Consider the following 23,383-nt stretch of genomic DNA (forward strand, 5'->3'; position numbering starts at 1 on the left):
TCAGCGGCACAAAAGGATAGTGCTTTTGGGTTTTATTAAGACGATTCTTAACGCCAACACTACCTTTTTGTTTAGTGATATTAAATCTCATATAGTATCGCAGCTTTTATTCTTTATATAAATACAAGATTCTATTTTTAGTAATCTTTACAGAATCTTACAAGGTTTTATTTTTAGCAATTTCCTTATATGTCTCAAAGACATCACCTATTTTTATGTCGTTATAGTTTTCGAGCATAATCCCACATTCATAACCCTTTGAGACTTCTTTGACATCGTCTTTAAATCTTTTAAGTGAGGTGATAGCACCTGTATGCACCACTACACCATCGCGTATAAGGCGCACCTTGATACCTCTTTGAATGCTGCCATCAACCACCATACAGCCTGCGACTGTGCCGACTTTTGGGATATTAAAGGTTTCACGCACTTCAGCCTGTCCTGTATTTTCTTCCTCAATTACAGGTGACATAAGTCCGCCAAGCAATGCTTTAATATCATCAAATAAATTATAAATCACAGAATAAGTTTTAATCTCCACACCAAGCTCTTTAGCCTTTGCCTTTACGCTTCCTGTTGGGCGGACATTGAATCCTAAAATGACACTATTATCGCTCGTAGCGCATAGGCTTATGTCGCTTTCGCTAATACCGCCCACGCCAAAGCCAATCACATTTACGCGCACCTCGTCATTGCTCATCTTTTCCACATTTGCCTTAATCGCCTCAAGACTTCCTTGTGTATCTGCCTTGATGATGAGTGGCAAGGTTTTCAAATTGCCCTGTGCCACCATTTCACCTAGCTCGTCAAAGGTAGCTTTCGTACTTTTACTCAATTCTTTTTGACGCAGATATAATGCTCGTTTTTGTGCGTATTCCCTCGCCACAGCGTCATTTTCCACGCTTAGAAGCATCGCACCAGCTTGTGGCACGAGCGACAGCCCGGTAACCACAGCTACACCAGAGGGATAAAGCTCCTTAATGTTCTGTCCCCTATCATCAAGTAATGCCCTCACTCGCCCAAAAGCAGTATCCGCAACAACCGAATCCCCAAGCTTAAGCACACCATTTTGCACGATGATAGTTGCCACAGGTCCGCGCCCCTTTTCCAAACTCGCTTCAAGTACAATTGCCTTTGCTTGTCCTTGTTGTGTGGCTTTGAGTTCAAGCACTTCGGCTTGAATAAGGATTGTTTCAAGCAGATTCTCAACGCCCTTACCTGTTTTGGCAGAAATAGGGATAAATTCATATTCTCCACCCCATTCATTTGGTGTGAATCCAAGCTCGGCGCACTCGGCTTTGAGCTTATCGGGATTGGCATTTTCTTTATCCATTTTATTCATCGCGATGATGATTTGCACATTAGCGGCTTTGGCGTGATTAAGTGCTTCAATAGTTTGCTGTTTTACGCCATCATCGGCAGCAATTACAATAATGGCAATGTCTGTTACTTGTGCGCCTCTGCTTCGCATTTGTGTGAAAGCTTCGTGTCCGGGCGTATCGATAAAACTAATTTTTTTGTTATTTTTTTCCACCATATACGCGCCGATATGCTGGGTAATACCCCCTGCTTCACCGCTTGCCACGCGTGAATTACGAATATAGTCAAGCAATGAAGTTTTCCCGTGATCTACGTGTCCCATAATCGTAACAACAGGAGGGCGTTCAAATTCTGGTGTGTCGCCTTGACTAGAAGATTCTAATCCCTCGTGTGGATTCACATCTTGGATTGAAATCTCAAGCTCAAATTCCTCACTTAGAATCTCAATCGCGTCTCTATCCAAAAAGTCATTTTTTGTCGCCATTACACCGAGATTAAATAGCACCTTTATCACATCTTTGAGTTCGGCATTGATGAGTTCGGCAAACTCATATACGCGTATTTCCTCGGGAATAGAAATAGGACCTTTTACCTTGTCCGTATTTTTCACAATCTTAGGTGGTTTGCGCCTCTTACCCCCACGCTTAATGCTCCCCTCGTTCATCCACGGATTCTTACGATGTATCTGCACCCGCTCGGTAATTGCTTGGCGGATTTGGTTTCTCTCCTCCTCATCACGCACTTGTGTTTCATTCAGGTCAAAAAGCACAATCTCATCTTGCTCATCATCGTAGCTAGATGCAATATCTCTATTATCGAGAATGTGAATCTTTTGATCCGTGTGTTTATGGGCGACTTTGGGCTTTAGCTTGTCTTTTTTCTGTCGTTTTTGCTCCCCATTGGCACTATCGGCTAGAAGTTCCTTATAGCTTAGCGTGGGCTTTTTGACTTCCTCTTTTTTAGATTCTGTTTGTGGCTCCTCCACTTTGTTTCTACGCACAATGCGTAAACCCTTTTTGGGTTCCATAGGCTTAATACTTGTATCTAGCTCTATGTTAGGGGCTTGTTGCTCTGGTGTAGTGTCCTCATTGTGGGGTTGTGTTTTTGTTTCTATTTCTATTCTTTTCTCTGCCTGTTCTTTGGTTTGTTTGGTGCTTTTACTACTTGTTTTTTTAGTAGTCTTTGTTACCTTATTCTTGCTCTCTTTGCTTTCTTTTGATTCTTTAGAGTCTTTGTTCCCCTTAGTCGCACTCTCTTTGCTTTCTTTTTGCTCCGGCTCTTGTGTGGGGATTGGATTCACACCTGTGGTCATATATTCAAGCAGCCAACCTGCTTCTTCCATTGTGATAGAGCTTGAGGCTGTTTTGACTTTCAAGCCCATTTCTTTAGCTATTTTAAAAGCATCACCTGCTTTTTTACCAACCTCGCTTGCTACATCGGCTAACCTTACTTTTTCCATAGATTCCATATCTCCTTTATATGTTCTATCTGTTCTTCATTGACTTGTAGTTTATTCATCTTGATGACTATTTGAAATGTTTTGGGTTGCGCTAGGCACTCCTCACACACATAAAAACTTCGCCCCTTCCCACTAAATTCACATAGGGAGTAATTAATATTTTGCAGTCTTAAAAGCTCCTTTTGCTGAAATCTCCCGCGACATTTTATGCACATACGCGTTTGTTTTGGCATTCTCACGCTATTATACCCAAAGATTCTATGATTGCACCAAGTTAGCGCCTATATTGTCAAATTCGCACTCAAGCACGCGGAATTGCGGGAAGCGTCCTCGCAGAATCTGCATTAAATTTGCGCTATCATCGCGGTAGCAGATATTCAAAAATGACGAGCCAGAGCCCGAGAGCGTGGAAAGGAGCGCACCATTGTGTAATGCAAGTTTTTGCACACTAAAGAGTGCAGGGCAGTTTTTCATACGCGCCTTTTGGTGGAATCTATCTCTGCTTGCTTCCCTCAAAAGCTCCCATTTATGCGTGATAAACGCCGCACTTAGCATACACGAGCGCGAGAGATTAAACACCGCGTCTTTTGTCGTATATTTTTTAGGTAGATTGCGGCGAGACATTTTTGTAGAAATGGATATGTTTGGAATCACTATCACTGCTTTTATATCCGCGGGCAGTTCCGCCTGAAAGCTCACCACTTCATTGGTTTTGTCATTTAGCATAGCGATATTGAATCCCCCATAGAGTGCGGGAGTGATGTTATCAGGGTGATTTTCGTATTTGAGGGCGAGTTGCAAAATTTCGGACTTATTTATAGGCTTTTGCATTATATGATACGCACTTACAATCGCGCCAATAATTACCGCCGAGCTCGAGCCAAGCCCGCGCGATATGGGTATGGCATTGTCAAAACTAAACTTGAAATGCCCCTGCGGATAGTCATATAGGCTTAGAATCTCATTGAAAATCCTTACAAATACATTATCTACGCGCAATTTTGGGTGCTCCTCGCCTTCCCCCGAGATATGAATACTGCTAAGACGCGAGGGCGTGATGCTAAAGCTATTGTGTAGCTTCAACGCCAAGCCCAAAGTATCAAAACCCGGTCCAAGATTTGCGCTTGTCGCAGGGACAGAGATAATCACACGCACTCCTTATGCTAAAAATTGCGTGATTATAATGTGTTTTTGGTTGTATTTTCTTTAGATTATCATATTTTGGGCGAAAAAGTGGAAAACAATGCAAGTTATCTTGAAAAGATTCAAAAAACCTATCAATCTTTAGAATCTTTGCATTATTTCAGCGCACCCTGTATCGCAAAATCGTCTTAAAATTGCAAGGTGCAGTGCGGTGGGGATTGCTTAAATAAATCTCTGTATGTATCGTGTCTATGCGTGTAAGATGATGTGCTAGACAATAGCTATCCATTATCGCAAAAGTTTTAGGTTCATCATCAAATGCGCCCTTGTGTAGCATTTGCACACATTTGCCCTCCTGCATAGTCTCAAAGTCAATGTCAGTAAGATAGTCAAGTTTTTTCTTTTTTATCAGGCTTTCTTTGGTAGATTCTATATGTTCTCGCCCGATAAAATGAGGTTGGCATATCATTATTTTGTAATGGAGCTCATCTTTATCTAGCTTTGCCTGTTCGTGTCCTGCTGCTTGCTTTTTGCCCCATATGCCCTCTAATGGATACACAGCATAATCGTCAATATTTTCACCCGTGTTTTTGTCTTTTTGTAAAAGTTGGGATTTTTTATATGCCATTTTGAGCGCATAAGCAAGAGAAAAAAGCGCAGAAACTTTGTGTGAAAAAATCTCTTCATTTGGATTTCCTATGCCTGTAAGCGTAATGAAATTTTGTGCTGGTATTTCAAGCACACAGGGTGTTGTCTTTGCCCCATAGAGTGTCTTTTCTTGCTTTTTGTAGTCGTATTTCATAGGGATTCCTTGTGAAAATTTGGCTTTAGAATCTTGCACGACATTATAGCCAAATTAAACACGAGCTTACGGGGTATTATATCAATTTTGATAATGGTTTGCAATACATTTTCATTGATTCTGTAAAATCCGCAGAATTTATATTTAAAGGAACTTTTATGAAACTCCTACCTCACATTGTTCTTTGTAGTGTTTTGTGTATAGGCTGCTCTTCCGGGTCAAAAGCGCCAAATATACCACAACACACATACATAAAACAAAAAAATTTAGGCATAGGGGATAGCCCTACACCACCTAAAAATTTAAAGATACCGGGCAAAAAATCGCGCAAAATTTTAAAGCAGCAAGAAAACAAAAGACTACCCTTTAGAGATTTAAAATCTAATGCGCCAAAAGTGCCTAAAAATGAATCCGACCCCGTATCGATTATGTCCTCAAGTGGGGGCGTTTTGACGCTTTGGGCTTTGAAGGAGGGGAATTGGGTGTGGGGTTATCCTCCGCTTGATGCGCACGAGTTTGGGGAGGCTTTATTTTGGCGCGTGGTGAGCTTTGAAAATCATCAAGTGATGATTAAAAATATCGCTAAAGGCACTTGTCTAGAGGCATATAGAAATGGCGTGATTCACAGCCAATGCAATCAAAAGGCATCAACGCAGTTTTGGACTTTTAACTTTTTTGATAATCAAGCTGTGCAGATTCAAAATGTCGCTACAAAAACTTGTCTGCAAACACCCACTTTCCGCCATACGACCTATTATAGTATCTTTCTTACGCAATGTGCTATCAATATGCCCAATCTTGACCAGCAGTGGTATATGGTACCGATCATAAACCCTGCGCCAGTGATTTTTTCAACAAATTAAGGAGTAAATAATGAAAATATTTTTATTTCTTTTTATAAGTTTTAACCTTGCTTTTGCAAATCTTGAAGAATTTAGAGTAAGCACTTGGAATCTGCAAGGCTCATCAGCAAATACCGAAAGTAAATGGAATATAAGTGTGCGACAGCTTGTAACCGGTGCTAATCCTGCAAATATTCTTATGGTGCAAGAGGCGGGTGCAGTTCCTTCTTCAGCGGTTAGGACAGAGCGGAGAGTGCAGCCCGGTGGCACACCGGTAGAGGAATTCACTTGGAATCTTGGCTCATCGTCTCGCCCACGCAATGTATTTATCTATTACGCGCCACTTGATGTCGGAGCACGGAGAGTGAATCTCGCCATAGTAAGCGATAGGAGAGCTGATGAGGTGTTTGTGATTTCTCAAAGCACAATTGCTCCGCAAACCTCGCGCCCAGTGCTTGGTATTCGCATTGGCAATGATGTATTTTTCAATATCCACGCATTAGCAAGTGGTGGTGGGGATGCTGCTGCATTGGTTACAGCAGTGCATGATAATTTTATCAATATGCCGCAGTATAATTGGCTTATTGCGGGGGATTTTAATCGAGACCCGGCAAATTTACAAGCGGGGCTTGATACCAGAATCACAAATCATATTAGAATCGCCGCCCCAAATTCTGCCACGCATTTTGGTGCAAGGGGTGCAAACAGGACGCTTGATTACGCTGTGATTGGTCGCTCAAGCGAAAGCCGCTCTGCTTTGTCTTTGCCACCCATTGTTGCGCTCATTATGGTGGCAAATATCCGCGCACACCTTGCATCCGACCATACTCCGGTGCATTTTGGACGCTTTTAGGAGGTAACTATGAAAAAATTTTTATTGATTTTTGCTTTTTTTGCCTTTTTGTATGCAGATGATCCAGAGGATTTACCTGATTTTACTTCACCATTTTCGTTAAGGAGTGTTATGCTAGGCGATGCGCTAGCTCCAGACCCGGATAATCCAAATTGGAATCTCAAAGAAATTGCGCTTACTCCACAAATGCGCAAGGGTGATCCATTTGATAAATTTAATTTGGGCGCAGTGCAATTTGTTAATACAAACAAGCCGGATATGTGTTTGGGGATTGAAGAGAGTGGATTTTTTGGGCTTAAGTCTTGCGAGGAGGATTTGCGTAGTCAAAAGTTTCAAACCCTCTTTACGATTATACCAACTGCTATAGATGCGGTGCAGATTCGCTCTTTTGTTTTGAATAAAGATGAATGTATCGCTGCGTTTTTGAATCCGAGACTACCCTCAGGCGTGGGCATAGGCATCAAGAATTGTGTTGTCGATAAATTCTCTAATGTGCCTGTTAGCCATCTTATTTTGATAACGCCCGAGCTAAGAGAGGCAAAGACGATTAATCCGTAGGGGGCAGGGGGAGTTTGTGAATTTAGAATCTAAGCTGTATTTAAGGTAAAACAAAGAGTTATTTTTGCTTGCTAGATTTTAAATTTCCAAAGTTTCTGTGTAATTATATCTCTCGTTGATAAAGTCTCAACGCATAAAATCAAAGGTATTTTGTGTTTGGGCGAAAAACATAATGCTATGTTTGTGAAATTTAAGCAGCTTAGGCAAAAAGATATTGAGAATCTCAAAAAAGAGATTCACGATAGCAAAGCCAAAATTGATGAGCTACAAACACAGCAAAGCATCTTGCAAACACTTCAAAAAGGAGACACAAAATGAGTACAACAACAGCGGCAGCAGCAAATATTGGGGGGGCAATTCGCATATCTCGTTGATTGCGATGGGCAGAATCTCAAGCTCTATCTAGGCATTTCCAACAATCTTCCACACACTCCACACAGGCGCATGACATAGACAATGCCGCATTTTTGCGCGACACCTTTGCGGGAATTTATGCAGGCTCGCATTGTGAGGCTTGCGCACAAAATCCGCTTCAAACCCTACTTGCCTATGCGCAGGCTATGCTCGGAATCCCATCGCTCAAGAAACCACACAAACAAAGCAAGAAATACTGCATTTCGCTTGTTGGGGGAAATGCATGATGAATCCATCACATCTTAGGGAAATCTACCATAACGTTAAAGCCAAACTTCATGAAATCAATGCATGCCTCGCCAATCAAGAAGGGGAATATTTTAAAAAACAAGTTCTGTCTCTCGAAAATGTTCAAAAAGACCTTGATTCCAAGTTAGATTCCTTAAACCAAGATGCTGAATGGGATATTTTTACCATTGCATTCTATGGTGAAACCAATGCAGGAAAATCTACTCTCATTGAAGCCCTGCGGATTTATTTTGGAGAAAAAACAAAAATGGATTCATGGAATGAATTTAAAAATATCTATGAGCCATTTATAAAACAAAAAGAAAACTTGGAACAAAATATACATGAACAAGAACAAGCTATTGACGAATTATCTAAATATATTTTAGAACAAATGCTATTAGAACAACATAAGCGAAAATCTCTTTGGTATCGCTTTTTCTCATTTTTTAGCACCCATTCTCTAGCAAAACAAATTAAAAATCTTGAAAAAGAGCTTGATAATAAGAAATCACTCTACAATCAAACTCAAGAATCCTTACAGACCTTATTGAATAGATTGCTTCGCTTGAGTGATGGCAACATAATTGGCGATGGACGTTCGGATTTCACGCGTGAGGTAACTTCTTATATCTTTAGTATCAACAATCAAAACTTCCAAATCCTTGATGTGCCCGGCATTGAAGGCGATGAAATACAAGTGAACAATTCCATACTTTCCGCAACAAGGAAGGCGCATTGTGTGTTCTATATTACACGCGTGCCCACTCCTCCACAAAAGGGCGATGATAACAAAAAAGGCACGCTCGAAAAAATTAAAGAGCATTTAGGTGCACAAACAGAAGTATATAGTATCTTCAATAAATCCATCACCAATACTCAACGACTAGAACAAGCTTTGGTCAATGAGGGCGAAAAGCAAAGCCTACAAGTGCTCGATGAAAAAATGCAAGAAGCTTTGGGCGAACATTATGTTGGCAGAAAAGAGCTTTCTGCAAAAGTAGCCTTTCTGGCTCTTGCTGAATGTTTGTTTGCTGAAAGCAAGAAACGTGAGAGGGAAAAATTTTTAAGTAAATATGACTCGATAACCTTACTTCAGAAAAGTGGTTTTGGGGAATTTGCAGATTTTATTGTAAGGGATTTGGTCAAAGACACACAAGGCAAAATCAAAAAATCCCATTACAATAGAGCCAATGCAATACTTTGTGGACTTCAAGGATTACTTACAAAGATTTCTGCGACATACGAAAAACTTTTAAGCGATGCCAAAAATGAAGTAGATGATACAAAAAATAATCTTGAACACATCAAAACTCAAAACCTAAAAGCAATCTCAAATAAGATTGATGAATGTATCGAAGAATTTAAAATAAATATAAGGAAGTATACTTATAAACTCATTGATTCCGATGTGAGTGATAAAGAGTTTGAAAGACTACAAAAAGACATACAAGAAGAACTAGATAATCTCAAGAGACGCATTTCGTATATGATTCAAGACTTTAATTACAATCTTCAAATAGACTTTGGACATGATATATCTATGGACATGAAAAGTGGCATTGACACTGTGGGAATTCCTTTTACCCTGGCAAACTCTTGGAATCCCGTAGGCTGGACGGCTGCTGCACTAATGGGGATAGCGATGTTGATAGGTCTTGGTAAGTCTATATATAAATTTTTCAGCTCCGATTATAAAAAATCGGAGCAAAAAAGAGTAGCTAACAAAAATCTCGAAAGAATATCAGAAAATATCAAAGAAAACACAGAAAAAGAGCTGGAGAAGCTTCGCAGAAACGTAAATGAGTATATGCAAACGCTCCAACAAGAATGCGAAACAGTAACTGAACACATACGAGAGCCTTATATTTTTATTTGTCGAACACAAAAAGAAGTCAAGCAACTCACATACCAAATCCAACGCGAAGGAGAACTTCCATGACAAACACTATTCAGAGTTTCAAAGAACAACAAAGTAAAGCCCTAGAGACCTGTAAAAATCTTTTGGCTTTCTTGGAAAAAGGAAAGGAGATAGAAGTATTCATTGATGAAAATCTAATCAATAAGCTCTTGAGGACAATAAGTGAGATAGATTCCAAAAAGCTCAAAGTGGCTCTCGTTGGTGGATTTTCAGAAGGAAAAACGTCTATTGCGGCGGCATGGCTTGAAAGACTTGATAAATCAAGCATGAAAATTAGCCATGAAGAATCGTCAGACATGCTAGCAATATATGAACTAGGAGATGACATTGAGCTCATCGACACACCTGGCTTGTTTGGCTTTAAGGAAAAACATAGCGGCGCAAATGTTGAAAAATACAAAGACATCACGCGTAAATATATCAGCGAAGCACATTTGCTTTTGTATGTTATGAATGCGGCAAATCCTATTAAAGAAAGTCATAAAGATGATTTAAACTGGCTATTTAGGACGTTAAATCTATTGCCAAGAACCATTTTTGTTTTAAGTAAATTCGATGAAGTCGTTGACATCGAAGAACAAGATTCTTACCAAGAAGCCTTAAAAATTAAAAAGGAAAGCATAACCAAAAGATTGAGCGACTTGATTGAACTATCCAACAAGGAATGTGAAACTCTTTCAATTGTAGCCGTTGCGGCAAATCCTCTTGATAAGGGCTTTGAACATTGGCAACAAAACATGCAAGAATTTAAAGCACTATCACATATAGAAAGCCTACAAAACGCTACACAAGAAAAAATCATAACTAATGGCGGTTTTGAACTTATTGTGCTTGAAAGCATAAAAAGCATAATTGCAGATGTAATACACAAACAATTACCACTAATTACAGATGAAAATGAAAATATAAGTCAAGCCAAAATAAGATTTATTGAAGGCACAAAGCACTTGCAGTCAGACATGAAAAGACTAGAAGAAAATATTTCAGAATCAAGAAGAAGTTTGCGCAATTTTGCGACAAATTATTTTACAGACCTGATTCTACAACTACAAGGCACAAGCCTAAAAACTTTTGGAGAATTTTTTGAACGCGAGATAGAAGTGAGGGCATTATTCTAAATACAAGAATCCAGAATGAATTTGACAAACAAACTGAATATGTGCATCTCGAATTTCAAAAAATTGCTACACATTTTGAAGCAAAAATCGACACTTTTTCTAAGTTTATAAATACTGCAGGGAAAGAGGGATTGGGCTATATTCAAAAATCTGGAGTCATTAATGCTAATAATGTAAAAATAGTACGAGATAGCATGGTAAATTTTGGAAAAATAGTGGGCGTAGATTTGACTCAAGCCTTAAAATTTCAACCTTGGGGTGCCGTCAAGCTTGCAAAAGGGGCAAATGTTGCCGTTGCCGTAGCGGGCATAGCATTTGAGCTATGGGATAGCTACAAACAATACGAGAAAGAGCAGGAATTTCAAAAAGTAAAAGATGGCATTAAAGAAAATCTTGAGGGACAAAGAAAAGAAATCTTAGAGCTTGTTAATGGTGAAAGTTTTATAGAAACATTTTTTAAAAACTATATGCAGTTAAAAGATAAATATACAGAGATAAACAATGAAATGAAGGCTATCGAATCCAAACAACAAACATTTGAACAATGGGCAAATGAGGCTAAAAAGATTGAAGAACAATCTAAACAACTACTCATGGGACAAAATCAATAGAGGAGAGAGAATGAAAGCAACAACAGAAAAGGAATTGGCAGAAGCAATTGAAAGTGGTGCAAGCAGCATCGAAATATATGGCGACTTAGCAAGGCATACTATTGGCATTAAGGCAACGGGACAAGTGGCATGGTTGGTTGCCATTGGTGCGATTGGAGTCGCGGTGGCTTCCCTCATGGTTTCGCCCGCAACCGCTGGAATCACTTCAGGATTTGCTGCAGCATCTGCCGCGGGAGCTGTGGGCATTCTTGGTGCTGCCACAACCGCAACAGCAATCAGCATTGCGGTGGCAGCAGGAGGTGTTGGTATTTTGAACAGCTTGAGAGATTATAATATGGAAAAAATCTCTGACACACATGTGAAGCTGACTAAATCATAAAACCAAATTGTGATTCTATTTGTTGTCTTTTGCGGCTTCAGATGTGCCTATTTTGGCATAGAAGATTTTAGATTAATTTTTATCATTATGATGTCATTGCAACACAGAAAGGAACGAGATGATACAACCAGCGGCTGTAAAATATACATGCAAGTGTGGCTTTAGAGAATCTACCAACCCCAAAGTGATGCGCTCAACCCATTGCACGCGCAATACGCATGCGCCTGCCCCAGATGTGGCGAGATGATGTCGGGCGAGGCATTGCCACCCAAAAAACGTTATGGCTTCACTTTTTCGGACGGCATGCCAGACGAAGAATTGCTCAAAAAGACATTGGAAAACTACTTTCGTAAACTAGGACAGCGGAATAGAGATGAATAATGAAATCACCCGCAAAAATCCAAAAGAATGCACCACGAATCGATAAGAGAATCGAGACTATATTTTGCATTTGCGGGGCTTGTTGAGGGCAAAGAAAAGATGCGAATCTCTCGCGTAAATTTGAGGGCGAGAGACTGTGTTGGGGTAAGGATTTTATAATGCAGACAAGCCTGAATCTTTAGTGGAAAGGCTAGATTCTTGCAATATTGCTGAAAGAGCGTTGTTGCCTTTGTGCCATTGAGAAAAATGGCGCAAATCTTGCTTATGTGTAGCAGCGCAAAAATATCATTAAAAGCGATATTCTTGAGGCTCGAATCACTCGAACCTTGAATCTCACACGCCTGCACAATATCCCAAAGAACGATAGAATGAGATTGTAAAAATGCTTTTTGTGCTGTGATGTGTTGCCGATATTGTTCTTCGCTTGGTTTTGTAGATTTTAAATATATCGCCTCATCATCAAACAATGCTCCCAAAACCTTCCAAAAGCGATTCTGTGGGTGCGCATAATAGAATCCCATTTCCCGCGAAGCAACAGAGGGAAAAGAACCGAGAATGAGAACTTTAGAATCTCTATCGATAGTGCTAGGCGCGAAAGGGTGGAGGAGCATTCGGGCATTCCTAATATTATTATATAAACAATTCCGCAATAGTAGATTTGATATGATTTTGCATATTTGAAATAGGGTAATTTTGTTTATTATAGTAAAACAAAAATACTTCAATAGGAAGATTATCAAAATGAAGCGAATTTTTCTCAAAAATATCTTTAAAGCCACGCAGCTTATAGCGCGCATTTGCCTCAAGCCTCAATCCTTTTGGGTCTATAAAAATAATTTTATATTCCTTGCTTTGCTTATGCCTTAGCCAAAAGATAAAATCAGGATAAAACTTCCTATACGCTTGATTTTGTGAATCAAAATAAGGAATGTAAATAGAATCTACATTTTCTACAATCTTGCTAAAGCACCATTCATATTGCTTTAATGCGTTATTATTTTCTTGCAAATATTTTTGTAAATCTTGCAAAAATTCTCTCTCGCTTGGCTCTCTAATAGCATAAACAATTCTGCTATCATTGTTGTTATCAATCACTAAAGGACTATAATAATGCTCTTGCAAACTAGAATCTAAAACATATCCATAGACTTCGGCTCTTTTTTCATTCTGTTGTGCTTGCAAGATTGTCTCTATGTATTCTTTTGGCACTCCCTTAGATTCTAAATCCTCTCTTTCCTCCATAGTTTTTGCTTCTACAATCTCTTTTATTTTTGCATTCATCTCTTCTACAATACTAAAATCAAGCGTGGAGCTAAACTTTTCAAAATGGCAAATTTCATCTTGTAAGCTTTCAAATCTATCAAATTTTTGTTGTGCAGAATGAAAGAAAGTATCCAAAGTCCTTAAGACATTTTTCGCCTCAAGCTGCTTGGTATCTCCGATAATTTTAATAGAATCTTCTTGTGTTTTATCATTCATTTTTTCCTGTATTTTCCTAAGCGTAGAATATCCTAAGTCCCTCGCTTTAAGATTTGTCTGCAATAACAAAACATCTACATCAAAGGATTCTATATAATCTTGGATGGCATTAAAGTCGCTTTGGGAGATATGGTAGATTCTCTGCATTTCTCCAGAATCTCTATATTTTGGCACAAGGAGAGGTTGAAAGGTTTTGTTTCTTTTAAAGCCATTTAGGGGGTGATTTTGAATAAATTCTTCAATCCCCTCTAAAATCCCCTTAATCGCTTCTTTTTGGCTTGCCATAATAAAGAGTGTTTCGATACCCAAACTTCCCTTACACAGACTCTCTTTTTGGTGATAGTCTAACACATCACATTTTGCAAGCCTTTTTCTCACTCCCTTGAAAGGCTCAATTCGCACACCTCTACCAATAGTTTGCAAAACATATTTCTTTGCATTTTTGCTACCAATATTAACAAAGCAAATCATATTCACGCGGTTACTATCCCAACCCTCACTAAAAACTTTACTCCCCATCATAATTTGTATGGGCGAGTCGCTATGATTAATATCTTGAAAATATCCATTGGTAATATCTTCTCCACTCTCAATACCCAAGTTACTTAGATATTGCTTCTCCCATTCTCGAATACTTCCAATATTTAAAAGTAAAAAGGGCTCTTTAGCATTTTTGGACTTAAAGACAATTTCTTTGGTATTGCCCTTTATCCTACACGCCTCAATCATAGAACTTTGCGAGGCATAAAACATTTCTTTCCTTAAAGTCTTAGAATCCATTGTTAGAATAAGCTCTAAAAATTCCTCATCTAAGCTTAGATTTTTATCAAAATACAAGTTTTGATTTTGTGAAAGATTCTCATAGAGATTTTGTGCTAAAGGCGTAATGTCTCTATCTTCTTTTAAAATCTGTAAAATCGCCTCAAAGTAAAGCTTTATCCCCGCATCTTGCGTATTGACTTTATCCGCAACAGCAATAATTAGCGGTTGATGATAGGCAAGTTTTAAGTTCTTGCTAAACTCTTGCATTATGTTTTCTCTATGCTTTTTCATCGCACAAAAGAGTATAAAACTCTCTAAGATTTTTACGATTTGCTCCTCATTTTTTTCTTTATCCCTAAAGGATTTTAAATCAGAATCCAACACCGCGATATTTTTGCCATAGCCTTGAAGATTAAATCGTTCTAAATTATAATTAAACGCACAAGTTTGCAAATCAAAATTATCACTAAAGGTTGCAGAGAAATTAAAAATAAAGCCCTTGTTAGATTCGCCATTACCCTCTGCAAGCTCTCTTATATAGCCTTTGCGCACAGAATCTTTACTATCGCCCTTATGCGCCTCATCAAGTAGCACGATCCACCCCTCATCTCTTAAAAAGTTCTTATAATTTAATCTCTTCGCCTTAGAATCCTTGCCGACATTTTCGCTCGTATCTAGTAAATCACTGCGTCCGATAAAGACGATATTCTCATCAAAGAGTGAAGTGCCATAATTCACGCTTTCATAGTCTTTTAAATCCTTATAAGCAATCGTTTTGCTCTGATATGCGTTATATTCTTTGATATGCGCCTTAAACTGCTCTAAAATCTTATCATTTGGCACAAGCAACATTATGGGTTTGGCAGGCAAAGTTTTCAGCGCAAACAAATCGTGCAAAAGCGCGATAAACTTTATCATCACGATACTTTTGCCGCTCCCCGTTGCCATCCAAAAACTTGCTGTGTTGATTTGCTCTTTTGTTATGCCCTCTAATCCACACTCTAAATAATTTTGGTAAAGAGAATCGGGGCTTTGTGTATAGAGGCTTAAAGCAGCAATTGCGCTTTTAAGGGCTGCGATTTGATATTCTTGCAAAGAAATGCTATGAGAAAAGCTACCAAATTCAAGGGAGGCAAAAAGGGATTCAAAGTTTTGAATCTTTGGCGCAAGGATTTCTTTAAGAATCAATTTTTTCTCTAAAGTTGCTTTTTGTGCGGATTTTGTTTTACTCATTTGCTTTTCCTTTTCTCAAGGCTTTTGTTTGTGCATTAAATTCCTCATAGGCGATTTCTATTTCTTCTTTTGTTTTTTGTTTGTAAAGATTGTATTCTTTATGTGCCTTTTCTAGGGCTTTTTGATGAGAGATTTTCCCCGCACCTTGCAACACTTCCCGCCCACTAAATTTTAAAAACTCATTGAGTTTTTCTAAATGCTCTTGCATACTTTTTTGCTCACGATTGAGCGCACTAAGCTCTGCAAATTCAAAATACGCTGTAACGATTCTATTTAATGCCTCTAATTCCTCTTGATTTAAATAATTTTTAGCAATCTCGCTTTCTTTTTTGGTAGGCATTTTGCCCTTAAAATTTGTAAGCCCCATATTAATTTTATCAGAATCTGCCCTTTGAAAGATAATCTCACTCGCTGTCCGTCCGTGTGCGGAATAATGCAGTTTGTTTTGAATAGTTTTAAAAAGCTCTTGGACTTGCGAAGAATCTTTATCGTAATCTACGGCAGTGCTAAAAATCTTTAACACTTGGGCGTGCATTCTTGCTTCACTAGAGCGAATATCTCTAAGTCGCTCTAAAAGCTCATCAAAATAATCTTGTTTTTGCCCCTTTAACCGCTCATCATCAAGCACAAAGCCCTTGACAAGGTATTCTTTTAAGATTTTACTTGCCCATTGGCGAAACTGCGTGGCTCTTTTGGAATTGACGCGATAGCCCACAGAGATAATCATATCAAGGTTGTAATACAATGTCTCATAAGTTTTGCCATCATTTGCAGTATGTGCAATTTTTGCACATACTGAATTTTCCACTAATTCACCCTCTTCAAAAATATTTTTGATATGCTTAGTAATCACACTTCTATCTTTATCAAAAAGCTCGGCAATCTGCCTTTGCGTAAGCCATAAGGTTTCATTTTCTAATCTTATGTTAATAGCGGGATTATTTGCACTATCTTGATAGATAATGATTGGATTTGTTTGCTTATCTTGTTTCATTGCGTGCCTTTATTTTGTATGGCATGAAAGAGATTTAACATATTGATTCTTTGCGATATAAGAATGAATGTCAAAAATTTTTAATTCAGAATTAAATGGTATATATCTTGCTAATGGGTGTCTTGGATTTCCTTTTTTCGTCAAATCCTTTAAATAAAACCATTTTCTATGCTTACCTAATTTATTTACAATATCTAATAATATTTGCGGTAGATATTCCCTCATATAAAAACTATTCCCCCAACAAGCAAGGACATCGCTATTAGGATATTTTTTAGAAACATTTTCTATATGTCGCAGATTTTCATTATGATAACAATCTGCCAACTTATAAGGAATATCTTTTGGATATGGTGAAATTTTAGAGCAAAGATTTATCATCATAAAACCATCATAGCCATTGTATTGAATGATTTTTTGAATTTTTGCTATTGTTTTATCGCTTCTTTGATTTGTTGCATTACTAGGATTTATGCCAATACAGATTAAAGGATTCTTACCATTATTTCCTAGCACAAACCTACATTTATCATTATATTCATAAGTATCAAATAGTATTTTTTGCATGGTTATTTCTCCCTATTTTCTCTTTTTGAACTTTCAGGTAAAAGGCTATAAATTTCCTCAATTTCTTTTTTATCGCTTAAAATATTTTTAGCAATATAATTAACAATTTTAAATAAAGCTATGGCTATCTCATGATTATCTTTTAGGACAAGTTCATTAGGGTGAACGGCATTGTTACCAATCACTCGTACAGAATCTAAAGCCTTTTGCAGAGTTTCATCAATTTTTTTATTATCAATCAAACTTTTAATTGCCTTATCAAGATTCTTATCCTCCCCTAAATGTATCATTAATTTTTGCAAAGCTAAACGCAACAAAGCACAAGCCCCTCGTGGAGAATCTTGCACAATATTTGAAGCCTCTTCATAATCTACTTTTATCTCATCGGGCAAGTCTTTGTTTGGTGGAGGCGTTAAATGAGCTTTGGGATATACCATTTTTTCATTTATCCAAATACTGATTTCATTGCAACTTTGGCAGATTGCAAATGAATTTCCATATGTTGCATAAATATTCATAATTTCTTGTATATTTTCTATATATCCTGCATAATATTCAGAATATTTTTCAAAATATTCTTTTAAATTATTTAGGGCAGTTTTCGTAATATCTGTTTTCTCTTTAAGCACACTAGGAATAACAAAAACCATTTGTGCTAACACTCCACAATGCGGACAAGTAAATGATGATTCGTTAAATTTTGGTTCTTTAAATATAGTATTCATTCCCTACTCCCACCATATTAGGTTTTTTAGTTTTGGGTATTTTGCCAAATCAATAGAATCTAGGTTTAGAATCTCGCCATTATCAAACTCGCAAGATTCTATGCCCTTAGAATCTAAAAATAATCGCTTGATTTTCCACCCCATTAAATTTGCCATAGTGTGAAAAATATCAAACTCCTCTCTATACTCTGTGTGCATATCAAGGCACACACTCTCGCCCTTATGTAGCTTATCAATGAGTTTGCGGGATTTGCGATAGTCGAGTATCGATTCGGCTTTGGCATAGTCTTTACCTTTGTAGTTATTTTTGTTTTCTACCTTTTGAGGCTCTTTACACTCAAGCACATATTCACAATGGCTCAAAGCCTCTTCATAGGATTCTAATTCATAGTAGCGAAATGCAATATTTAAAGGCTTTACTTGCTTATCATCTTTTAATTTTCCATTTTTCCATTCGCTACTAAAGGCTACTTTTTTAATGCGTGGGAGTATCACATTATAGAAATGCTCCCCTTGCTCTACTAGCACAAATTTACGATTTGTACCCTCACGATTAAGCTCTAAAACTGCGTGAGCAGTAGTGCCACTCCCACCAAAAAAATCTAAAATTACAGAATCTTCCTTACTTGCCAAATAAATAGAATCTTTTACGGTGTGAATGGATTTTGGGTAGTCAAATTCGTTGTTTGGGAGGATATTTGTAAGAATTTTTGAACCATAATCCCCAGCAATATAAGTAGATTCATCCCAAATGGTTTTAAATCTTACTTCAACAATAGGCTTTTTAATGCTTATTATCCCATCTTTATCTCTTTCAATTTTTAAATTTTTCCATATGGATTCTATACTCTGTCTCGCATAAGTCCATTTTCTCTCTATACCATTAGAATCTATTGGATAAACTTCAATTATTCCATCATCTCTAGCAACATTTGCGGTTGGGTGAAAATCATCTTTACACACTTCACCAAAACCGATAATTTTAGAATCTTTTACATAGATAGGGTAAAAACAATTTTTAGCAGTATGTCTTTCAGACTCTCCGCCCCAATTTCTCAAATGGTCGTATTTCCATTTATTTTTTGGAATAGGCTTATTATTAGAAACCATTTTTTCGGGCGATAAAAAATAGGCAAATTCATTATTTTGAGCAATAAAACCACCTTGAATACCCTTTGGGTTATGCATAACGCTCACACAAGTTTTTTCATATTCATAAAAAATATCACTTAAGAGTAATCCTAAATTTTCTTGCTCATTTTCATCAATAGCACAAGTGAGAATCCCTCTTTGACTTAAAAATTCCTTACCTAATCTTAAACGATTTTCCATCATACTAAGCCAAGTAGAATCTTTAAAATTATTTTTATAAATAATTTCACTTGCAGGAGCATTATAAGGCGGGTCAATATAGATTAAATCCACTTTGCCTTGATATTTTGGCATTAGGGAATTGAGAGCTTGAAAATTATCCGCTTTAATCAGTTCGCCATTCAACACAGATTCTAAATCTTCAAAACTGCTTAGAATCTTGTATTTTGTCTCTTTGGTAAAGTGCTTTGTATCAAGGGGGAGATAGCGGTATTTGTCATTACTCAATAAATCTTCTTTGTTAAAATCCTCATCAACGAGATTTAATTCTTGCCATTCTTTGATTTGAGCCTCAAAGCCTTTGTCGTTTATTATGGAATCCATAAGATTTGGATTAAGCTTATCCACACTAAAAACATACTCTGTCTTTTTTGCAAATTTGGGCTTTAGCCATACAGCCTTTAGCTCATTTTCAAAATCACCTATAAGCTTAATCACCTCATAAGCGATATTTTTAATGCGTTGCAAATGTGCGATAATCTCTGGATTCCACTCTTGAATTGCACTTTCTTTATAAAGATAGCCAAACATCCACAAATCAAACTGCTCTTTTAAAAAGGCAGTCGCATTTTTATGGATAAAGAAATCTATTTCGCTTTGCTTTTTATAGCTTCTAAAGATTTTTTTCAATTCCTCTTCATTGATTTTGATTTTAGAATCTTTAAGGATTGTATTTTGTTTTAAAGTCTTTAAAAACTCCTCGCTAAACTCATTAGAATTTTGTTTAAAGACATTATTGAGATTTGGGAATAAGTCTTTTTGGTTGCTTACCTTGATAAGAATCTGTGCTTTGTCCTCATCATTTATTTCAACATTTACAAATTTAAAAATAATTTTGTTTTTCGTGTTATCGGCGTTTTGCTTATATTCACTCGCATCAAATATGACTTCATAACTTTGCTTTTCATTGCTTAAGGTAAGGCTTTGGTAAAGCGTGTCGGATTTGACATAATAGAGATTTTGTGTTTTGTAGAATAGGCTTGTGTCTTTGGAGTTGCTATATACTTTGGCGTAGATGTTTTTATAAGCAGGAGTATCACTAAAAAATGGTGTGCCGCTCTCATTTAAATAGCTATCAAAGAAAGTATAGAGTTTGTTATAAATATCGTGAGATTGTAGCTCTCCCTCAATTTGTGAATCTAAGTAGGCTTTGATATGGGCGAAATACTGCTCTTTGATTTTTAGCAGATTGCTAAAGCCACTTTTAGCAATATTCCCTTGATGAAAATCCTTGATTTTCACGCCCAAATAGCAATCCTCTAGCTTGCTGTAAAATGCTTTTTTGTAATCCATATATAACACTCCCTTATGCCTTTACTTTGCTGTATTTTAGCGATATTGGGCTTAATTTCTTATTGGATTGTTTTTTGAATTTGAGTGCAAGTTTTACGCAAAATAAGGAATAATCTTATACTCCATATCGTTTTCTTCCAAAAATTTTTTTACCCCATAATCCACATTTTCACAACTCGTTACAAACACTCGGCGAACACTTCTTTTAGCAAAAATCTTTTGATTTTGCTCTAAGTATGCTGTACAATCGCCTAAAAAGATTCTTAAATGCTCCTGCTTCACTTGCGAACGCTCCCAATTCTTGCACTGAATCAAAAGTGCCTCTTTACCTTTATATGCAATGATGTCAATGCCTTTATCGCGCCGACCCTCCTTAAGTCCTTTAGGATATACCTTGTAACCCTGCTGTTTATAATGCCTAACAATTTGCAATTCGTATTTATCGCCTTTTTGTTTATTATGTCGTGCATTATTAGAATCTTTATTCTCTCTGTAAGCATACATCGTGCGCTTTTTAGAAAAGAACACATAACGTAATAATTTAAACAATACACCCACAAATGTCTCCTTATTCCTCTAAATACTCAAATGCCACAAACACCATTAAGTAAGTTTCACCCTCTCCCATCTTCTAGCACTTTTGCTTCTCCATTAGATTCTATTTCCAACACGACATAAGGCAGCCCTTGCTTGTTTAGCTCACTCATAAAGAAGTCGGGGTCGTTTTGTTCCATATTCCACACACCACTGCCATTTTGAGAATCCACACCTTGCGCCTCACCGCCCTGTGGCATATCCTTGTTTGCCTCCAAACGCTCGGCATTGTAAGATCCCTTTAAATCCGCAAATTCTAGGGTTGTAGATGAATTTTTGAGGTTGTGCGAGGTAAGCGAATGAGGTGTATTAGACATACTCCGCAATGAAGTGTCCGATGCACTCCTCAAAAAGTCGCTACAAACCGAATTTGCTCCTACGCCCCATTTGCCCTCGCATATCAACTTCGCCCCAATCATCGCAGGCACACCTGTCGTATAGCTCACACCTTGCGCATTTACCTCCGCATAGCATTTCTCGTGCTCACATACATTATAGATATAAATCGTGCGCTCCTTGCCCTCTTTCACGCCCTTAATGTAGCAGCCGATATTTGTCTTGCCCTTTGTGCGTGAAGCTAGACTTGCAGGGTCGGGCAAAAGTGTCTTTAACACTTCTATTGGCACGATTTTTTGCCCCTTGTGTTCCACAGAATCCACGCGCAAAAGCCCTACATTCTCCAAACACTTCATATGCGTGAGGTAACTCTCGCCAAAAGTCATAAAAAAGCGGATTCTTTTTAAGCCCCTAATATTACGCACAAGCGATTCTAGCTCCTCGTGATAAAGCAAATAGCTGTTTTTCACACCCACTTCGGGATAATCCCACTCTTTCATCAGCGCAAGGGGTGGAATATCGCGCCACTCACCATTAAAATATGGCTCATTTTTCAAATCTTGCGTGTTAGATTCCAATTTAAAATGCTTCTCTTTAGCCTCAAATTTGCGATAAATGCTATCGTGCGAGAGGTCAAAGTTTTGTGCATATTGACTTTGAGAATCTTTCACCCAAAATCGTGCTTTAGAGCTGACTTCACGCAAGTTTATCTCGGGATTAAAATTTGTCGCAAAGGCGTATCCGTGGTCTCCTGCGTTGCAATCCAAAATATCAATGCTATGAATCTCATCAAAATAATGCTTCTGCGCATACGCACAAAAGACATTCGTAACACCCGGGTCAAAGCCACTGCCAAGCAGTGCGTAAATCCCCGCTTCTTTGTAGCGCGTGTCATACGCCCACTGCTCTTTATACTCAAAATGCGCGGAATCGGGGTGTTCGTAGTTTGCAGTGTCTAAATAATGCGTCTTTGTGCGCAAACACGCCTCCATAATGCTCAAGTCCTGATAGGGAAGCGCGACATTCACCACGACTTTTGGGCGGTATTTATTAATCAAAGCCACAAGGGATTCCACATTATCTGCATCAACTGCATCAATCTCAATTTCGCCTAAACCCTTAGCGCGGATAGAATCTGCGATTGCCTTGCATTTACTAAGTGTGCGTGAAGCCAAAATAATGCGTGAAAACACTTCGCGATTTTGCGCCATTTTGTGCGCGACAACACCCCCTACACCACCTGCTCCGATTTGTAAAACAACTGCCATAATTAACTCCTAGATAACCCCACGCTCCTAGCCCAAGCGCGAAAGCTTCAAGCTAGATAGGTAGGCAAAATAAGCACCATTATAACATTTATCTTAAGATTTGTGGTATCGCTGATTGTCTTAAGCCACAAATGCTAAGCGCGTTTAGATTCTATAAAATGCATTCAAAAAGCCGAGTAGATAGAAACACAAATACACGCCACACACCCATTGGCTAGAGCTTGTCACATAGATTCTATAAATTTCGCAAAATTTATAGAATCTAAAGTCCCTCAAGCACTTTTTGGGCGTGTCCTTTGGCGCGGACATTATAAAAGCTTTGCGCTATAAGTCCATTTTCATCAATCACAAATGTGCTGCGAATAATGCCCTGCACCTCCTTGCCATACATCATTTTTGTGCCATACACACCATAGGCACTTGCCACGCTTTTATCGCTATCGCTTAGGAGTAGAATCTTAAGATTTTGCTTACTGATAAAATTTTGGTGGCATTTGGGGCTATCAGGGCTTATGCCAACCACCACTGCACCCTTGGCACCAAACTCATCAAGCAACGCACTAAACTCTTGCGCCTCAATCGTGCAGCCGGGCGTATTGTCCTTAGGGTAGAAATACACAATCACCTTTTTACCCAGCAAATCGCATAAAGCTATTTCTGTCTCATCAGCACCTTTTAGCCTAAATTGTGGTGCTTTATCGCCTTTTTGTAGTTGCATTATCACTCCTTAAA

The 23,383-nt window shown here is 38.0% G+C and carries 21 protein-coding genes and 1 pseudogene; 9 read left to right on the plus strand and 13 right to left on the minus strand.

Annotated features, from left to right (window positions below; all coding sequences use genetic code 11):
• Positions 1–157 precede the first annotated feature (157 nt).
• Genes infB through thrB form a run of 3 tightly spaced genes read right to left on the minus strand, consistent with a single transcriptional unit; the run spans position 158 to position 3,928 of the window.
• A complete protein-coding gene (gene infB / locus BN2458_RS00245) occupies positions 158–2,779 on the minus strand; it encodes a translation initiation factor IF-2 (RefSeq protein ID WP_034343679.1) in 2,622 nt (873 codons plus the stop codon).
• Complete coding sequence (locus BN2458_RS00250) at positions 2,767–3,012, minus strand: DUF448 domain-containing protein (RefSeq protein WP_231944797.1); 246 nt, start codon at positions 3,010–3,012, stop codon at positions 2,767–2,769. The genes infB and BN2458_RS00250 overlap by 13 nt, the downstream gene beginning before the upstream one ends.
• 25 nt (positions 3,013–3,037) lie before the next feature.
• A complete protein-coding gene (gene thrB / locus BN2458_RS00255; RefSeq protein ID WP_034325851.1) occupies positions 3,038–3,928 on the minus strand; it encodes a homoserine kinase in 891 nt (296 codons plus the stop codon).
• Positions 3,929–3,949: 21 nt separating this feature from the next.
• On the opposite strand from thrB, the gene BN2458_RS09775 reads away from it, so the two are divergent.
• Complete coding sequence (locus tag BN2458_RS09775; protein ID WP_156407262.1) at positions 3,950–4,114, plus strand: hypothetical protein; 165 nt, start codon at positions 3,950–3,952, stop codon at positions 4,112–4,114.
• On the opposite strand, the gene BN2458_RS00260 is transcribed toward BN2458_RS09775, so the two are convergent.
• Complete coding sequence (locus tag BN2458_RS00260; protein WP_034325853.1) at positions 4,083–4,724, minus strand: GyrI-like domain-containing protein; 642 nt, start codon at positions 4,722–4,724, stop codon at positions 4,083–4,085. The genes BN2458_RS09775 and BN2458_RS00260 overlap by 32 nt on opposite strands.
• A gap of 158 nt (positions 4,725–4,882) precedes the next feature.
• Between BN2458_RS00260 and BN2458_RS00265 the strand changes: the two genes are divergently transcribed.
• From BN2458_RS00265 to BN2458_RS00295, 8 genes and pseudogenes are all read left to right on the plus strand, one after another.
• Complete coding sequence (locus tag BN2458_RS00265) at positions 4,883–5,587, plus strand: RICIN domain-containing protein (RefSeq protein WP_034325855.1); 705 nt, start codon at positions 4,883–4,885, stop codon at positions 5,585–5,587.
• A 10-nt stretch (positions 5,588–5,597) separates the two neighbouring features.
• A complete protein-coding gene (locus BN2458_RS00270) occupies positions 5,598–6,419 on the plus strand; it encodes a cytolethal distending toxin subunit B family protein (RefSeq protein WP_034325857.1) in 822 nt (273 codons plus the stop codon).
• Positions 6,420–6,428: 9 nt separating this feature from the next.
• Positions 6,429–6,977 carry an RICIN domain-containing protein gene (locus BN2458_RS00275; RefSeq protein ID WP_034325859.1) on the plus strand — a complete coding sequence of 183 codons (549 nt, stop codon included), beginning with the start codon at positions 6,429–6,431 and terminating at the stop codon, positions 6,975–6,977.
• A 156-nt stretch (positions 6,978–7,133) separates the two neighbouring features.
• Entirely contained in the window at positions 7,134–7,295 is a 162-nt protein-coding gene (locus tag BN2458_RS09780) for a hypothetical protein (RefSeq protein WP_156407263.1), read from the plus strand.
• Between the two features lie 149 nt (positions 7,296–7,444).
• Positions 7,445–7,618 carry a hypothetical protein gene (locus BN2458_RS00280; protein ID WP_156407264.1) on the plus strand — a complete coding sequence of 58 codons (174 nt, stop codon included), beginning with the start codon at positions 7,445–7,447 and terminating at the stop codon, positions 7,616–7,618.
• Positions 7,618–9,561: a GTPase gene (locus tag BN2458_RS00285; protein WP_161594509.1), complete on the plus strand. Its 1,944-nt coding sequence runs from the start codon at positions 7,618–7,620 to the stop codon at positions 9,559–9,561. The genes BN2458_RS00280 and BN2458_RS00285 overlap by 1 nt, the downstream gene beginning before the upstream one ends.
• Positions 9,558–11,269: pseudogene (locus BN2458_RS10760) on the plus strand (LeoA/HP0731 family dynamin-like GTPase). Before BN2458_RS00285 ends, BN2458_RS10760 begins: the two are co-directional and overlap by 4 nt.
• A gap of 10 nt (positions 11,270–11,279) precedes the next feature.
• On the plus strand, positions 11,280–11,648 hold the full coding sequence (locus BN2458_RS00295) for a hypothetical protein (protein ID WP_034325862.1): 369 nt from the start codon (positions 11,280–11,282) through the stop codon (positions 11,646–11,648).
• A gap of 386 nt (positions 11,649–12,034) precedes the next feature.
• Here BN2458_RS00295 and BN2458_RS00300 read toward each other — a convergent pair whose 3' ends face one another.
• From BN2458_RS00300 to bcp, 9 genes are all read right to left on the minus strand, one after another.
• Positions 12,035–12,640, minus strand: a complete 606-nt coding sequence (locus tag BN2458_RS00300) for a DNA-deoxyinosine glycosylase (protein ID WP_034342724.1) — start codon at positions 12,638–12,640, stop codon at positions 12,035–12,037.
• Positions 12,641–12,659: 19 nt separating this feature from the next.
• Positions 12,660–15,503: a DEAD/DEAH box helicase family protein gene (locus BN2458_RS00305; protein ID WP_034342726.1), complete on the minus strand. Its 2,844-nt coding sequence runs from the start codon at positions 15,501–15,503 to the stop codon at positions 12,660–12,662.
• A complete protein-coding gene (locus BN2458_RS00310; RefSeq protein WP_034342729.1) occupies positions 15,496–16,497 on the minus strand; it encodes a virulence RhuM family protein in 1,002 nt (333 codons plus the stop codon). Before BN2458_RS00310 ends, BN2458_RS00305 begins: the two co-directional genes overlap by 8 nt.
• 9 nt (positions 16,498–16,506) lie before the next feature.
• Positions 16,507–17,064: a DUF1643 domain-containing protein gene (locus BN2458_RS00315; protein ID WP_052082101.1), complete on the minus strand. Its 558-nt coding sequence runs from the start codon at positions 17,062–17,064 to the stop codon at positions 16,507–16,509.
• Between the two features lie 2 nt (positions 17,065–17,066).
• On the minus strand, positions 17,067–17,789 hold the full coding sequence (locus tag BN2458_RS00320) for a DUF4145 domain-containing protein (protein ID WP_034342732.1): 723 nt from the start codon (positions 17,787–17,789) through the stop codon (positions 17,067–17,069).
• Between the two features lie 3 nt (positions 17,790–17,792).
• Entirely contained in the window at positions 17,793–20,453 is a 2,661-nt protein-coding gene (locus BN2458_RS00325; protein ID WP_034342735.1) for a site-specific DNA-methyltransferase, read from the minus strand.
• Positions 20,454–20,546: 93 nt separating this feature from the next.
• Positions 20,547–21,011, minus strand: coding sequence for a restriction endonuclease (locus BN2458_RS00330; protein ID WP_011115936.1), 465 nt, complete (start codon positions 21,009–21,011; stop codon positions 20,547–20,549).
• 56 nt (positions 21,012–21,067) lie between these two features.
• Positions 21,068–22,651, minus strand: a complete 1,584-nt coding sequence (locus BN2458_RS00335; RefSeq protein ID WP_058122005.1) for a saccharopine dehydrogenase family protein — start codon at positions 22,649–22,651, stop codon at positions 21,068–21,070.
• Positions 22,652–22,913: 262 nt separating this feature from the next.
• Positions 22,914–23,369: a thioredoxin-dependent thiol peroxidase gene (gene bcp / locus BN2458_RS00340; RefSeq protein WP_034342099.1), complete on the minus strand. Its 456-nt coding sequence runs from the start codon at positions 23,367–23,369 to the stop codon at positions 22,914–22,916.
• Positions 23,370–23,383: the final 14 nt, after the last annotated feature.

The organism is Helicobacter typhlonius, assembly GCF_001460635.1.
GTDB lineage: Bacteria > Campylobacterota > Campylobacteria > Campylobacterales > Helicobacteraceae > Helicobacter_C > Helicobacter_C typhlonius.

Excerpts from the sequence above, each read along its gene's own strand:
- BN2458_RS00275 (WP_034325859.1), top strand. The coding sequence starts at position 6,429 with ATGAAAAAATTTTTATTGATTTTTGCTTTTTTTGCCTTTTTGTATGCA.
- BN2458_RS00295 (WP_034325862.1), top strand. The coding sequence starts at position 11,280 with ATGAAAGCAACAACAGAAAAGGAATTGGCAGAAGCAATTGAAAGTGGT.
- BN2458_RS00335 (WP_058122005.1), bottom strand. The coding sequence starts at position 22,651 with ATGGCAGTTGTTTTACAAATCGGAGCAGGTGGTGTAGGGGGTGTTGTC.
- BN2458_RS00325 (WP_034342735.1), bottom strand. The coding sequence starts at position 20,453 with ATGGATTACAAAAAAGCATTTTACAGCAAGCTAGAGGATTGCTATTTG.
- BN2458_RS00265 (WP_034325855.1), top strand. The coding sequence starts at position 4,883 with ATGAAACTCCTACCTCACATTGTTCTTTGTAGTGTTTTGTGTATAGGC.
- BN2458_RS00300 (WP_034342724.1), bottom strand. The coding sequence starts at position 12,640 with ATGCTCCTCCACCCTTTCGCGCCTAGCACTATCGATAGAGATTCTAAA.
- bcp (WP_034342099.1), bottom strand. The coding sequence starts at position 23,369 with ATGCAACTACAAAAAGGCGATAAAGCACCACAATTTAGGCTAAAAGGT.
- BN2458_RS00310 (WP_034342729.1), bottom strand. The coding sequence starts at position 16,497 with ATGAAACAAGATAAGCAAACAAATCCAATCATTATCTATCAAGATAGT.
- BN2458_RS00250 (WP_231944797.1), bottom strand. The coding sequence starts at position 3,012 with ATGCCAAAACAAACGCGTATGTGCATAAAATGTCGCGGGAGATTTCAG.
- BN2458_RS00315 (WP_052082101.1), bottom strand. The coding sequence starts at position 17,064 with ATGCAAAAAATACTATTTGATACTTATGAATATAATGATAAATGTAGG.
- BN2458_RS00305 (WP_034342726.1), bottom strand. The coding sequence starts at position 15,503 with ATGAGTAAAACAAAATCCGCACAAAAAGCAACTTTAGAGAAAAAATTG.
- BN2458_RS00285 (WP_161594509.1), top strand. The coding sequence starts at position 7,618 with ATGAATCCATCACATCTTAGGGAAATCTACCATAACGTTAAAGCCAAA.
- BN2458_RS00270 (WP_034325857.1), top strand. The coding sequence starts at position 5,598 with ATGAAAATATTTTTATTTCTTTTTATAAGTTTTAACCTTGCTTTTGCA.
- infB (WP_034343679.1), bottom strand. The coding sequence starts at position 2,779 with ATGGAAAAAGTAAGGTTAGCCGATGTAGCAAGCGAGGTTGGTAAAAAA.
- BN2458_RS00320 (WP_034342732.1), bottom strand. The coding sequence starts at position 17,789 with ATGAATACTATATTTAAAGAACCAAAATTTAACGAATCATCATTTACT.
- BN2458_RS00260 (WP_034325853.1), bottom strand. The coding sequence starts at position 4,724 with ATGAAATACGACTACAAAAAGCAAGAAAAGACACTCTATGGGGCAAAG.